The following is a 12279-nucleotide window of genomic DNA, read 5'->3' as shown; positions in this document are numbered from 1 at the left end:
GCGGCAGGCGCCGCGGCCGGTGACCTCCGATCCGACGGCGGTAACCGCTCCCGTCCACTCGTGATCGAAGGCAGCCGGGGTGACACGGTCTCGTTGGTGCAACGGTGAACGTCGGTGGCGGCAGAGGGCCGGAAGCGGAGAGAACCGGGCGGGAAAGGGGCGGAAGCGAGAGGGTAGGGCAGCGGAAAGGGCCGGAACCCGGTGGGTTCCGGCCCTTCGCTGGACCTCGGTGCCGGCCGTCAGGCGGTGACGATCTCCCCGGCGTGGCCGTGCAGGCGGGCGACGACCTCGGTGAGCTGCGCGGCGACCTCGGCGTCGTCCGACGGGTGGGTCTCGGCGAAGCGGGTCACGGAGCCCGGGATGGAGAGCTTGATGTCCTCGATCACCTTGCCGCCGGCGATGCCCACGGCCTTGCGGGTGTCGTCCTGCGCCCAGACGCCGCCGTACTGGCCGAAGGCGGTGCCGATCACGGCGACCGGCTTGCCGCCGAAGGCGCCGGCGCCGAACGGGCGGGACAGCCAGTCGATGGCGTTCTTCAGGACGGCCGGGATGGTGCCGTTGTACTCGGGCGAGAAGAGGAGGAAGGCGTCAGCGGCCTGGGCGGCCTCGCGCAGCTTGGTGGCGGCGGCCGGGACGGAGCCCTCGACGTCGATGTCCTCGTTGTAGAACGGGATGTCGGCCAGACCCTCGTACACCTGCACCTCGGCGCCCTCGGGCGCGAGCTTGGCGGCGGCCTCGGCGAGCTGGCGGTTGTGCGAACCGGCGCGAAGGCTGCCGACGAGGGCGAGGATGCGAACAGACATGTGAACTCCCAGTGCTGAAATAATGCCGTAGCGATCCGGACCAAGGTCCGTTTAACTTTCTACCACCCTAAACGGACCGAGGTCCACTTTTCTTCCCCGCAGGCTGTACGCAGACCGCGTGGCTTTACGCTGGCTTCATGTCCGCCGCCCTGCCACCTGCCTCGATACCCCAGGAGCCCATCGACCGGTCCGACCTCCGAGCCGATCTCCAGCCGGATCTGCTGCAGCTCGGCACCGGGGAGGACGAGCCCTGCCTGCGTGCCGACGCGGCCCGTAACCGGGCCCGCCTCCTGGAGGCGGCCGCGGGGCTGGTGGCGGAGCACGGCGCGGCCGGTCTGACGATGGAGGCGGTGGCCGCGGCGGCCTCGGTGGGCAAGGGCACGGTCTTCCGCCGCTTCGGCGACCGCACCGGCCTGCTGCTGGCCCTGCTGGACCACTCGGAGAGGAAGTTCCAGGCCGCGCTGCTGTCCGGACCGGCGCCGCTGGGGCCCGGGGCGCCGCCCGTGGAGCGGCTGCACGCCTTCGGCCGCGCGATGCTGCGCCGGCTGGCCGACGAACTGGACCTGCAGCTGGCGGCCGAACCCGGCGCGGAGCGCCGTTTCACCTCCGCGCCGCGCCGCTTCCTGCGCGGCCACGTGATCCTGCTGCTGCGGCAGGCGGTGCCGGACGCCGACTGCGAACTGCTCGCGCACACACTGATGGGATATCTCGACCCGGTCCTGGTCCACCATCTGACCAGACAGTGCCGTGTCCCCCTGGACCGTCTGGAGGACGGGTGGGTGGACCTGGTGGCCCGTGTGACGGGAACCGAGCCCCCGGCTGAGCCGTGATCGGCCCTGACCCGCTGAGTCATGACCGGCCCGAGTCATGACCGGCAACCGAGTCCCATCCGCCGTGACCGGTGGTGGAGTTGTCGCGGGTGCGGGCCGTCGTAGGTGCGGACCAGTGGGGACGCGGAGCGCGGTCGTCACGGTGGTGACCACCAGGTCCTGCAAGTCCTGCAGCTCCTGCAGGTCCTCGAGTTTTTCAGGTGCTCCAGGTTCCGCAGGTCCTCCCCACGGTGTCGACGGCGTCGCACAGCCCGTCAGGTACGAAGGTGTGAGGCGCCGTTGAGGTCGAGGATGGTTCCCGACGCCCAGGTCGCCTCGGCCGAGGCGAGGTAGTGCACGGCCGCGGCGACCTCCTCGGCGGTGCCGACCCGGCCGAAGGGGCTCTGGGCGCGCAGCGCGTCGCCCTCGGCGCCGGACAGCTTCGCGCTCTGGCGTTCGGTGGCGATGAAACCGGGCGCCACGGCCGTGACACTGATGCCGTGCGGAGCCAGAGCGACGGCCATCGACTGCCCGAAGGCGTGCAGCGCGGCCTTGCTCGCCCCGTAGGCGGGGTGCTCGGGCTCGCCGCGGAACGCCCCGCGCGAGCCGACGTTCACCACGTGGCCGCCGGCCCCCCGGTCGACGAGGTGCCGGGCCACGGCCCAGGTCAGGTCGGCGGCCGCCAGCAGGTTGACATCGATCATCCGGCGCCACACCGTGCGCCACGCGTCGAGGGGGACGTCCGCGACGGGGTGGCGGTTGGCGGCCGAGGGCGCCACGGCGGCGTTGTTCACCAGGACGTCGACCTGCCCGAGGCCGGCCACCGCCTCGCTCACCACCTGCTCGGGCGCTCCCTCCTCGCCCAGGTCGCCGCGGACGAGCACATGACCGCTGCCGGGCAGCAGCCGCAAGGTCTCCTCGGCGTCCTCGCGGCGGCTGACGTACTGCACGGCCACCCGGTCGCCCGCCGTCGCGAACGCCACCGCGACGGCCCGGCCGATCCCCCGGGAGGCCCCGGTCACCAGGACGCCTCTCATCGTTCGAACACCGCCGACTCGTCCGTGAACGACTTGAACTCCAGGGCGTTGCCCGCGGGGTCGCGCAGGAACATCGTCCACTGCTCGGCCCGCTCGCCGGCGTAACGCCGGTACGGCTCGATGTCGAACCGGACCCCGGCCTCGCGCAACCTGCCCGCCAGGTCGTGGAACCGGTCGTGGCCCAGCAGCAGGCCGAAGTGCGGCACCGGGACCATGTGCTGCTCCACCGAGCTGAGCCCGGCCGGGACCGACGGCTGCGGGGCCAGGTGCGTCACCAGTTGGTGGCCGTCGAAGTCCCAGTCGATCCAGTGGTCGGTCGAGCGCCCCTCGGACAGGCCCAGCACGCGGCCGTAGAAACCGCGGGCGGCGGCGAGATCGTCGACGGGGATCGCGAGGTGCACGGCAGGACGAGCGGTCATGAGGTATCCCTTCTCGCGAACCGGCCACGGTCCGCCCCCGTGCGAGACACGCCTCTGTACGAGGGCCCTTCGTGCGGGAGGTGGACGGGGAGCCGCGCTTTCGAGCCGAGCCCCCGAAGTGACGGCAGGGCGCACTCAGACTGGAACACGGTGTCGCCCGGTGTCAACATTCGACATCGGGTCGCTGTGGCCGGCCGTTCGACGGGGGAACGGGAGGAACGGCAGGTCACGGCCGCGTGCCGGGCGGCCACCGGAGCCGGGCCCGACGAGCTGGACCGGCCGGCCGGTCGAGGAGTCGCGGAGGAAGGTGTGCGGGGGCGCGAGCGGTGGTGATCCCGCGGCAGCCGACCCGGCCCTCCACGACCGGTTCTCCCGCGCGGCCGGCGGCGACCGGCTCACGGCCACGCGACACACCGTCCGCATGCTTCCGCACGTTGTGCGGTGACCGCCCGGTTCCACGGACAGGGGGACACGGGGCAGCACGCGGCGGCGGACGGAGATCGCCGCGATCGTGGAACGGCCCGCGCCGGAGCAACGGGTGGCGCTGGTGGGGGCGTTGAACGCCTTCAACGAGGCGGGAGGGGAGTCCCCGGCTTCCACGGAGGGCGATCCGGAGCCGTGTCCCTTCGGCCGGACCGCGGATGCCACGGTGGTACGCGACGCGTGACGCGGGCCGGACCGCCGCGCGCCGCCGCCCGAACGCCGGCGCGAGACCGGTCATCCGGGGTGCAGTGTCGTCGGTGTGTCCTTCGGGGGTGTGGCGACGAGGTCACCGGGGGCTGTGGGGACTCCGGTGGGAGCGTTCTCCGGCTCCTGCAGGAGGGAGCCGGGCGCCCTCCCGTCCTCCTGACGGGTGCCGGCGGGCGGTTGGGAGGCCTCCGACACCAGGAGGACGAGCCCGACGACCGCGGCGGCCGCCATCAGTGTGCGGCCGACCCGGCGGTAACGGCCCGCACCGTCCAGGTCGCGCCACGCCGGCGCGGCCGTCGGGGTCCGGGGCCGCCACAGCTCGCCCACTGCCTCGTTCTGCGGGGCGTCGGGTTCGTCGTACCCGCGCGGCGCCCGCCGGACGGTGTGCTCGGTGACGCGTGCGCGGGACGGCTCCACGGGTATGCCGAGGGCGCGCTCCCGGGCGGACGGCTCCCTCGGAGCGGATGTCCGGATCGCGGGCTCGCTGTCCTCGATGAACATCCGCCAGACGTCGTCCGGTGTCACCGGCCCACGGACGCCCTCGCCCGGTGTGCCGCCATCGCCGCCCCCGCCACTGTCCGGTTCCCGGGTGCTCATCCTCCTTCCCTCCGCTCGCGGCGTCGTGCGGCAGAGGCGGAGCCCCGGGGGGAAGGAGCGAGGGGCGTACGGGACCGGAGCGGCCGTGCGCGGGGTCCGGCCGCGGCCTCCTCGCCTTCTGCGGACCTGGACACGCGGTCCCCCGTCCCGATGGGACGGGGGAGCGTGCCGTGATCAGGTCGCAGAGTAAACCTTTGCATGGGCCAAAGATAGAGGCCGGTTGCGGAACAACAGGCTGCGAGCAGGTCACCGTCCGGTCTCACCGCACGGGCCTGCGCGCAGGCCGGTTCGGCAGCCGTGACACTTCGCCCCCGCCGGCGGGCCCCGGACGGCGCGAGGCGCACGAAGAAGCGGGAAATCCATGTCGGGAATCGAGCGCCCACCAGGAACGCCTCGTTAAAATCACCGCCATGGACGGAGCACCCGAGCACCACAGTGGATGGACCTTCATCACCAACCACGCCCGCGTGCTGGCGGCCATCGCCGACAACTCCCACGCGCGCATCCGCGACATCGCCGCGCACTGCCGGCTCACCGAGCGCGCCGTGCAGCGGATCATCGCCGACCTCGAACGGGACGGGTACCTCTCCCACAGACGCGAGGGGCGCACGAACACCTACCGCATCGAGCCGGGGAAGATCCTGCGGCATCCGGCCGAGGCCGGGCTGCCCGTGGCCTCCCTACTGTCCCTGCTGGTCCAGGACGAGGCGGACCGCGACGACAGGAACGGCCGCCCCGCCCGGCCGGCGCGGCAGGTCAGTCGAGAGTGTGGTGGGTGAGGACGCGGGCGACGGTCTGCAGCAGGGGCTGGTTGTGGTGGAAGGCGTGGGCCCGTAGGCGAGCCAGGGCGTCGTCGGGTGTGAGCCGGTGCTTCTCGGCGAGTATGCCGGCGGCGACGTGGACGCTCGGCGGGTATCCCTGCGGGCCGGGCCGGGGAGGTCCGGGTTCGTCGGTGAGCAGGTGGGGGTGCTCGTCGAGGGCGAGCAGTGCGAGGACGCGGGCGTAGGCGAGGGCCCGGTCCTTCTGCCGGGCGGTGAAGGGCCCGGGTGCGGCCCGGTAGAGGTCCAGGGCGCCGACCCGCAGGTTGCCGACGAGGAGGGGGAGCGCCATGGCGCTGCGCATCCCCTGCTCGACCGCGGTCTGGACGAAGGCGGGCCACCGCTCGAAGGCGCTCGGCAGGTCCGCCTCCTCGACGAGGGCGCGCTGGACGTAGGCGTCGGTGCAGGGGCCCTCCCCGGCGACGAGCTGGGCGTCCTCCAGCCGCTCGGCGCGGTCGTCGGTGGCGTGGCCCAGTATGCGCAGGTCGTCGCCGACGACCAGGGTGACCCCGAGGCAGTCGACGTCCAGGTCCTGCAGGCACGCCCGGCACGCCGTGGCGAGGGTGGCGTCCCCGGTGGCGGCGATGTGACGCCAGGCGGCGGAGTGATTGTCATCGTCCATGTGCTCTCCCGGCGGACGGAGGGGTGGGCCATGGGTCCCGCGGAGGACGGTGCGCTCTCGGAGAGCGGCACCGGACGCGGCGGCGACCCACGAACGGAAGGGGTCAGGGGTGCTGGATGTCGGTGCTGTCGATCTCCCCGGCGACGACCTGCCGGCTCAGGCGGGTCAGTCCCAGCTTGTGGGCGCGGGCGTGCCGGCGCAGGCCCTCGAACGCCTCGTCGACGCCGGTCTGCCAGTGTTCGGCGAGGATGCCCTTGGCCTGCTCGATGACGATGCGGCTGGACAGGGCGGCCTGCAGCTGTGCCTGTTCGAGGTTGCCGTGGACGAGGGTGCGGTGCTGCAGGATGGCGATGGTGGCCACGTCCGCCAGGGCGTGCGCCACGCGGCTGTCCGTCTCGGTGAAGGGCTGCCTGCGGGTGCCGAAGAGGTTCATCACCCCGACGGTCCGCTCGCGCAGGCGCATCGGCAGCGCGTGGGTGATGGCGAAGCCGGCGTGGCGGGCGCGCTCGGCGAAGCCCGGGAAGCCGGCGGTCCGGTCGGGCTCGTCGAGATCGATGTCGAGCCGGGCGGTGCCGTCCCGGTAGGTCTCCACGCACGGGCCCTCGTCGTGCTGGATCGAGAAGAGCTCCAGCAGCCGGGTGTGCTCGTCGGAGGCGGCGATCACATGCAGTTTGCCGCCCTGGTCGACGAGCATGACGCCCACGGCCGCCACGTCGAGCAGTTCGGTGCAGCGGTGGCACAGCGTCTGCAGGAAATCGATCAGGTCGTAGTCGTCGACCAGGGTGTCGACGGCGTCGATGACCGCCGACAGCAAGCGTTCCTCACGAGTCATGGTTTCTTCAGTCCCTCCACCGGTCGGACGCGCCCCGCTCGTCCTGATCAATGCGAAAGTGCACCCGTCGGGTCACCACGTCCTCGGCGACCTCCGCCACGGAGCGCCCGTGGCGGAAGGCGTAGGCCCGCAGCCGCACCAGTGCCTGGGCCAGGGTGACCCGGGCCTGAACACTGATCATCCCGGCGGCCTGGTGCACGACCGCCCGGTAGAGGACCGACTCCTTCTCCTCGACGGACGCGGGCCACCGGCCCGCGTTCTCCACGAGTACGGCGGTCAGCGCGCCCGCCACCATCCACGCGTCGGCCACCGCGGCGTCCGCAGGCGGGCCGGGAGCCGCACGCTGCAGTGTCAGGGTGCCGATGCAGGCGCCGCCCAGGAGCAACGGGAAGCAGAACACCGCTCCCACGCCCAGAGCCACGGCCTCGGGCAGCAGGGCGGGCCACCGGCCGTCGCGCACCCGTGTCAGGTCCGGTTCCAGGACGACCCCGCACGTCGCGGCGGCCTCCGGTCCCGGCCCTTCGCCCAGGGTGAACTGGAGGTCCTCCAGATGTCTGCTGGCACCGGGAGTGGACCACACCAGCTCGCACAGCCCGTCGCCCACCACGACCGAGACGGCGACGCCGTCGACGGCGAGCGCCCGTGCACAGGCGGCCGCGTCGGCTCCGATGAGCCCCGCGGCACTGGCTGAAGAGCGCAGATCCCCCAGCACAGCGGCCAAGTCGCCTCTGGAGGCCACGCCCGTCACCTCCTGTACGCGCTGCGGTGGGCGGCCCGTGCAGTCTAGCCGCCGAACGGTGTCCGCACCGGCCGGGCCGGCCGCCCGGGAGGGACGCGGCGCGACCGCCGGCGAGTGGCGCGGCATGCCGTACCGTGCCGGGCACGCCCGGCCGGACCGACCGGACCGGCTCCGGCGGCGGGGTGGGCGTCGAGCATGTCCTTCACCGTGGTCGTCACGGCGGGCCCTCCCGGGTGCCGGTGTCGCGCCCACGGGTGCGGCGGGCGCCGCCTTCTGCGCGTGACACCGGACCGGCCCCGTCGAACCGTGCGTGCGGTGCGACCGGGGCGTACCGCGACGGCGGTCATCGGACGAGGTGGGGCGAGGGCCGTTTTCCGGTACGGCGAGCGCGGTACTGGCACCGGGCATGTCACAGTGAGGAGCGCTGATGAACCAGAAGCGGCAGACGGTCGTGGTGACCGGGGCCAGTGCCGGGATCGGACGGGCGACGGCGCGGATGTTCGCCGCCCGCGGGGCGCGGGTCGCCCTGCTCGCCCGGGGCCGGGCGGGCCTCGACGCGGCGGCGGCCGAGGTGGAGGAGGCGGGCGGGCAGGCGCTGCCCGTCGTCACCGACATGGCGGAGTGGGAGCAGGTGGAAGAGGCGGCCCGCCGCGTCGAGGAGGAGCTCGGCCCGGTCGACGTCTGGGTGAACGACGCCTTCACCTCCGCGTTCGGCAAGTTCACCGACATCTCGCCGGAGGAGTTCCTGCAGACCACCCGGTCGACGTACCTCGGGTACGTGTACGGTACCCGGGCCGCCCTGGACCACATGCTGCCGCGCGACCGCGGGACCGTTGTGCAGATCGGCTCCGCCCTGGCCTACCGCGGCATCCCGCTGCAGAGCGCGTACTGCGGCGCCAAGCACGCCATCCAGGGCTTCACCGAGTCCCTGCGCTGCGAGCTGCTGCACGACAAGTCCCGGGTGCGGGTCACGATGGTGCAGCTGCCCGCGGTGAACACGCCCCAGTTCAGCTGGCTGCGCAGCTACCTGCCCCGGCACGCGCAGCCGGTGCCGCCCATCTATCAGCCGGAGGTCGCCGCCCGCGCGGTGCTGCACGCGGCCGACCATCCGCGGCGGCGCGAGTACTGGGTGGGCGCCTCCACCGCGCTGACCCTGATGGCGAACGCCGTCGTACCGGGGCTGCTGGACCGCTACCTCGCCCGTACCGGCTTCGACTCCCAGCAGACGGACGACTTCCCGCCGTCGCGGGGCCGGGGGAACCTCTTCGAGCCGGCGGACGGGACGGAGGACTACGGCGCGCACGGTGTCTTCGACGACCGGGCGCACGCCGTCAGCCCGCAGGCGTGGGCGAGCCGGCACCACGTCGGCAAGGCGGCCGCCGCCACCGGCCTCGCCGCGGCGGGCTACTACGTGGCGCGGCGGCTCGCCTCCTGACACCGCGGACGTACGCGAGGCCCTGCTCCGGCGCGGCGCAGGGCCGGTCCGCCCCGGGGAAGAGGGTCTGCGACGGCAGTCGGGAGAAGGCCGTGGCGTCCGGGAGAAGGCCGTGGAGACCGACTTCGGGCCGGCGGGCTGCCGCTTCGGTCCGGCGGCCCCACCGGTACGAGGCCGCCCCGGGGACCAGCGGCGTCACGAAGTGACGGACGGCTCCCGTCGGGGGGCGGGCTCCTTCCGGCTCAGTCGGCCCGGCCACCAGGCGCGGGTACCGATGTCGCGGACGAGCGCGGGGACCAGCAGCGAGCGCACGACGAGCGTGTCGAGCAGGACGCCGAAGGCCACGATGAAGGCGATCTGCGCGAGGAAGGCCAGCGGGATCACACCGAGTGCGGCGAAGGTGGCCGCGAGGACCACACCGGCGGAGGTGATGACCCCGCCCGTGGTGACCAGGCCGCGCAGGGTGCCCGCGCGCACACCGTGCCGCAGGGACTCCTCGCGCACCCGGGACATGAGGAAGATGTTGTAGTCGACGCCCAGCGCCACCAGGAACACGAAGCCGTACAGCGGCACGGAGGGGTCCGTGCCGGTGAAGCCGAAGGCGTGCCGGAAGACCGGGCCGGAGACGCCGAGCGTGGCGAGGAAGTTCAGGCCGACCGTGGCCACCAGCAGCGCCGGCATCAGCAGGGAGCGCAGCAGCACGGTCAGGATCAGGAAGATGATCGCGAGAACGACGGGCACGATGAGGGCGCGGTCGCGTTCGGCGGTGCGCAGGGTGTCGTACTGCTGGGCCGTGTAGCCGCCGACGAGGGCGTCCGCGTCGGGCACGGCGTGCAGGGCGGTGCGCAGCCGGGCGACGGTGTCCTTGGCCGCGTCGCTGTCGGCGGCCGCGGCGAGGGTGACGTCGACGCGGACCCGGCCGTCGACGACCAGCGGCTCGCCGCCGGGCCGCCCGGAGGCGCCGACCGGGGCGGCCGAGTCCACGCCCTCGGTGCGCTCGGCGGTCGCGACCACGCGGTCCAGTGTGCCCGCGGCGGCGATGACCACCGTGGGGTTGCCCGAGCCGCCGGGGAAGTGCCGGGCGAGGGTCTGCTGCGCGGCCACCGAGGGGGCGTCGTCGACGAAGGTCTCGTCCATGGGGACGCCCTTGGAGGTGAGGGAGGGCGCGAAGGCGGCACAGACGAGCAGCGCGACCGTCGACACGGCCCACACCTTGCGGGGCGCCCGGTCCACCAGGGAGGCGACCCGCTGCCAGACGCCTCCGCGGTCGGCGTCGTCGCGGACCGGGCGGGGCTCGACGGGCCAGTAGGCGGCGCGGCCGAGGAGGACGAGGACGGCGGGCAGGAAGGTCAGTGTGCTGAGCACGGCGCAGGCGATGCCGATGGCGCCGACCGGGCCGAGCGCGCGGTTGTTGGTGAGGTCGCTGAGCAGCAGGGCGAGCAGGCCGAGGGCGACGGTGGCGGCGCTGGCCAGGATCGCCCCGCGGGAGCGGCGCAGCGCGGCCCGCGCGGCTCCGAAGCGGTCGGCGCGGGCGGCGAGTTCCTCCCGGTAGCGGGCGGTGAGCAGCAGGGCGTAGTCGGTGGCCGCGCCGATGACGAGGATGGAGAGGATGCCCTGGACCTGGCCGTCGACGCGCACCACGTCGTGGTCGGCGAGCACGTAGACGACCGCGCAGGCGAGGCCGAGGGCGAAGACCGCGCCCAGGATGATCACCAGGGGGAGCAGGACGCTGCGGTGGACGAGCAGCAGGATGACGAGCACGGCGACCAGCGCGACGGCGAGCAGCAGGCCGTCGATGCCGGCGAAGGCGTCGGAGAGGTCGGCCTGGGTCGCGGCGGGGCCGGCCACGTGGACCGTGGTGCCCGGGACGCGTTCGGCGGCGGCGCGGATCCTGTCCAGGGTGGGAGCGAGGTCGTCGCCGAGGTCGGGGCGGAGGGGGACCACGCCCTCGACGGCCTCTCCGTCCTCGGAGACCAGCGCGGGCGACACGTCGCCGGCCACGCCGGCGGTGCCGGCGAGGGAGGCGAGCACGTCGCCCGCCGCCGCGCGGCGGTCCCGCACCGTGCCGCCCTCGTCCCCCTCCGCGGTCCAGACGACGATCGCGGGCAGCGTCTCCTCCTGCCGGAAGTCCCGCTGGGCGGCGACGACCTCGGTCGACTCGGCGCTGCGCGGGAGGAAGGCCGCCTGGTCGTTGGTGGCGACCTCGCCCAGGCGCCCGGCGAAGGGGCCGAGGGCGCCGCCGACCCCGAGCCAGACGAGGACGAGGAGGACCGGGACGAGCCAGCGGGCGCGTCGAGGAGTGGTGGACATCGTTCTCCAAGCGGAAGAGCAGGTATGTCAACTACAAACAATCTTAATGATTGACTTAGTTGTCGCCGCACGCGGCACACGACGTCTGCCCTTCTGCCCACGACGGGCCCTTGGATGCAGGTCACTCCGACGCGGGTGCCCTCGCCGCGGGCGGACCCCTTCCGTACCGGGCGCCGCGATCGTCCTGTCCCCGGGACTCTTGCCGCGCCTGCTGTACCTGCCGTGCCCGCCGCGTCTGTCGGCCGGGAGCGGCCTCAGCGGCCGTGGGGCGTGATTCCCGAGAGTTCCTCGCTCAGCGCGGTGAGGAAGCGCAGTGCCACCGACAGTTCGTCCTCGGTGAAGCGGGCGCGGGCGGCCCGGGTCGCCTCGGCCAGCGGCCGGAAGTGGGCGCGGGCGGCCGACCGCGCCTCCGAGGCGTAGTACAGGTGGACGACCCGGCGGTCGGCGCTCTCCCGGACCCGGCGGATGTGCCCCGCCCGCTCCAGGCGGTCCACGCACGCGGTGACGGCGCCCGAGGTGAGCCCGAGGTGCTCGCGCAGCCGCTTCGGGGTCATCGGCTCCTCGGAGTCCAGGATCGCGGCGAGCGCCTGCACGTCCGTCGCGTGCAGTCCCCGCTCCGCGGCGAACCCGTGCACCAACCGGTTGATCTCACCGTTCATCCGTCGCAGCTGCACGGCAAAAGCGTGCAGGCCGGCCGGTGCGGCGGGCGCCCCGGACTCCGGTCCGCGCGCATCCTCCCGACGATCGTTCGCTGTAGCCACGGCGTCAGCGTAGTCCTTCGTCCCGGCCGCCAGGACCGGCGGACGAGCGCCCTGGACACACCGGCTTCCCCGCGCTCCGCGGAGATCCGCGGCGGGCCCTGCGTCTCGCCGGGCGGCCCGGGCCGGCTCATCCGGCCGCGACGAGTGCCCCGGCGCGCTGGCCCGGGTGCGCCGGTCCGTCCGGTTCGGGGTGCCGGCCCACCGCTGCCCGGGCCGGTCGAGGGGATCGCGGCCGGTGCTCCAGAGGGAGCCGGCCTGCTTCCTCGGGCACGCCCGGTAGGCGGCCGGCCCGGTGGCGTCCGCGAGGTCGCCGGGCCGGCGCCACGTCCGGGCGGGGCACCCGGTCCGTCGGGCCGTCGTCGGGCATGGCCCGCGCGCCGTCGCCCCTCTCCTCGGCGGGGGTGTCC

Annotated in this window: 12 protein-coding genes; 3 read left to right on the top strand and 9 right to left on the bottom strand. The window is 73.8% G+C overall.

What is annotated here, in order from left to right; genetic code table 11:
* Window positions 1-239 precede the first annotated feature (239 nt).
* Window positions 240-803: an NAD(P)H-dependent oxidoreductase gene (locus IE271_RS20980; RefSeq protein WP_190191912.1), complete on the bottom strand. Its 564-nt coding sequence runs from the start codon at window positions 801-803 to the stop codon at window positions 240-242.
* Between the two features lie 137 nt (window positions 804-940).
* On the opposite strand from IE271_RS20980, the gene IE271_RS20975 reads away from it, so the two are divergent.
* Window positions 941-1633 carry a TetR/AcrR family transcriptional regulator gene (locus IE271_RS20975; RefSeq protein ID WP_190191911.1) on the top strand — a complete coding sequence of 231 codons (693 nt, stop codon included), beginning with the start codon at window positions 941-943 and terminating at the stop codon, window positions 1631-1633.
* Between the two features lie 254 nt (window positions 1634-1887).
* Here the strand turns inward: IE271_RS20975 and IE271_RS20970 are convergent, their stop codons facing one another.
* The 3 genes from IE271_RS20970 to IE271_RS20960 all read right to left on the bottom strand — a co-directional run bounded on the left by IE271_RS20970 (window position 1888) and on the right by IE271_RS20960 (window position 4355).
* Window positions 1888-2649, bottom strand: coding sequence for an SDR family NAD(P)-dependent oxidoreductase (locus IE271_RS20970; RefSeq protein ID WP_190191910.1), 762 nt, complete (start codon window positions 2647-2649; stop codon window positions 1888-1890).
* Window positions 2646-3068, bottom strand: a complete 423-nt coding sequence (locus IE271_RS20965; RefSeq protein WP_190191909.1) for a VOC family protein — start codon at window positions 3066-3068, stop codon at window positions 2646-2648. Before IE271_RS20965 ends, IE271_RS20970 begins: the two co-directional genes overlap by 4 nt.
* A 717-nt stretch (window positions 3069-3785) precedes the next feature.
* Complete coding sequence (locus tag IE271_RS20960) at window positions 3786-4355, bottom strand: hypothetical protein (protein ID WP_190191908.1); 570 nt, start codon at window positions 4353-4355, stop codon at window positions 3786-3788.
* 410 nt (window positions 4356-4765) lie between these two features.
* Between IE271_RS20960 and IE271_RS20955 the strand changes: the two genes are divergently transcribed.
* Complete coding sequence (locus IE271_RS20955) at window positions 4766-5134, top strand: helix-turn-helix transcriptional regulator (protein WP_190191907.1); 369 nt, start codon at window positions 4766-4768, stop codon at window positions 5132-5134.
* Here IE271_RS20955 and IE271_RS20950 read toward each other — a convergent pair.
* The 3 genes from IE271_RS20950 to IE271_RS20940 form a co-directional block, all read right to left on the bottom strand.
* Complete coding sequence (locus tag IE271_RS20950) at window positions 5112-5795, bottom strand: GAF and ANTAR domain-containing protein (protein WP_190191906.1); 684 nt, start codon at window positions 5793-5795, stop codon at window positions 5112-5114. The two genes, IE271_RS20955 and IE271_RS20950, sit on opposite strands and share 23 nt — an antisense overlap.
* Before the next feature lie 103 nt (window positions 5796-5898).
* Window positions 5899-6627, bottom strand: coding sequence for a GAF and ANTAR domain-containing protein (locus IE271_RS20945; protein ID WP_190191905.1), 729 nt, complete (start codon window positions 6625-6627; stop codon window positions 5899-5901).
* A 7-nt stretch (window positions 6628-6634) separates the two neighbouring features.
* On the bottom strand, window positions 6635-7366 hold the full coding sequence (locus IE271_RS20940) for an ANTAR domain-containing protein (RefSeq protein ID WP_229919463.1): 732 nt from the start codon (window positions 7364-7366) through the stop codon (window positions 6635-6637).
* Window positions 7367-7793: 427 nt separating this feature from the next.
* Between IE271_RS20940 and IE271_RS20935 the strand changes: the two genes are divergently transcribed.
* Entirely contained in the window at window positions 7794-8801 is a 1008-nt protein-coding gene (locus IE271_RS20935) for an SDR family oxidoreductase (RefSeq protein ID WP_190191903.1), read from the top strand.
* A 195-nt stretch (window positions 8802-8996) separates the two neighbouring features.
* Here the strand turns inward: IE271_RS20935 and IE271_RS20930 are convergent, their stop codons facing one another.
* Complete coding sequence (locus tag IE271_RS20930; protein WP_190191902.1) at window positions 8997-11111, bottom strand: MMPL family transporter; 2115 nt, start codon at window positions 11109-11111, stop codon at window positions 8997-8999.
* A 254-nt stretch (window positions 11112-11365) separates the two neighbouring features.
* The gene (locus IE271_RS20925; RefSeq protein ID WP_190191901.1) at window positions 11366-11872 is read right to left on the bottom strand and encodes a MarR family winged helix-turn-helix transcriptional regulator; all 507 of its coding nucleotides are present in this window, start codon (window positions 11870-11872) and stop codon (window positions 11366-11368) included.
* Window positions 11873-12279: the final 407 nt, after the last annotated feature.

Source organism: Streptomyces minutiscleroticus (assembly GCF_014650875.1).
GTDB lineage: Bacteria > Actinomycetota > Actinomycetes > Streptomycetales > Streptomycetaceae > Streptomyces > Streptomyces minutiscleroticus.
The sequence above is the reverse complement of the archived record's forward strand: the minus strand, read 5'-3'. Positions and strand labels throughout refer to the sequence as shown.

Excerpts from the sequence above, each read along its gene's own strand:
- IE271_RS20945 (WP_190191905.1), bottom strand. The coding sequence starts at position 6,627 with ATGACTCGTGAGGAACGCTTGCTGTCGGCGGTCATCGACGCCGTCGAC.
- IE271_RS20930 (WP_190191902.1), bottom strand. The coding sequence starts at position 11,111 with ATGTCCACCACTCCTCGACGCGCCCGCTGGCTCGTCCCGGTCCTCCTC.
- IE271_RS20965 (WP_190191909.1), bottom strand. The coding sequence starts at position 3,068 with ATGACCGCTCGTCCTGCCGTGCACCTCGCGATCCCCGTCGACGATCTC.
- IE271_RS20970 (WP_190191910.1), bottom strand. The coding sequence starts at position 2,649 with ATGAGAGGCGTCCTGGTGACCGGGGCCTCCCGGGGGATCGGCCGGGCC.
- IE271_RS20960 (WP_190191908.1), bottom strand. The coding sequence starts at position 4,355 with ATGAGCACCCGGGAACCGGACAGTGGCGGGGGCGGCGATGGCGGCACA.
- IE271_RS20955 (WP_190191907.1), top strand. The coding sequence starts at position 4,766 with ATGGACGGAGCACCCGAGCACCACAGTGGATGGACCTTCATCACCAAC.
- IE271_RS20950 (WP_190191906.1), bottom strand. The coding sequence starts at position 5,795 with ATGGACGATGACAATCACTCCGCCGCCTGGCGTCACATCGCCGCCACC.
- IE271_RS20935 (WP_190191903.1), top strand. The coding sequence starts at position 7,794 with ATGAACCAGAAGCGGCAGACGGTCGTGGTGACCGGGGCCAGTGCCGGG.
- IE271_RS20975 (WP_190191911.1), top strand. The coding sequence starts at position 941 with ATGTCCGCCGCCCTGCCACCTGCCTCGATACCCCAGGAGCCCATCGAC.
- IE271_RS20980 (WP_190191912.1), bottom strand. The coding sequence starts at position 803 with ATGTCTGTTCGCATCCTCGCCCTCGTCGGCAGCCTTCGCGCCGGTTCG.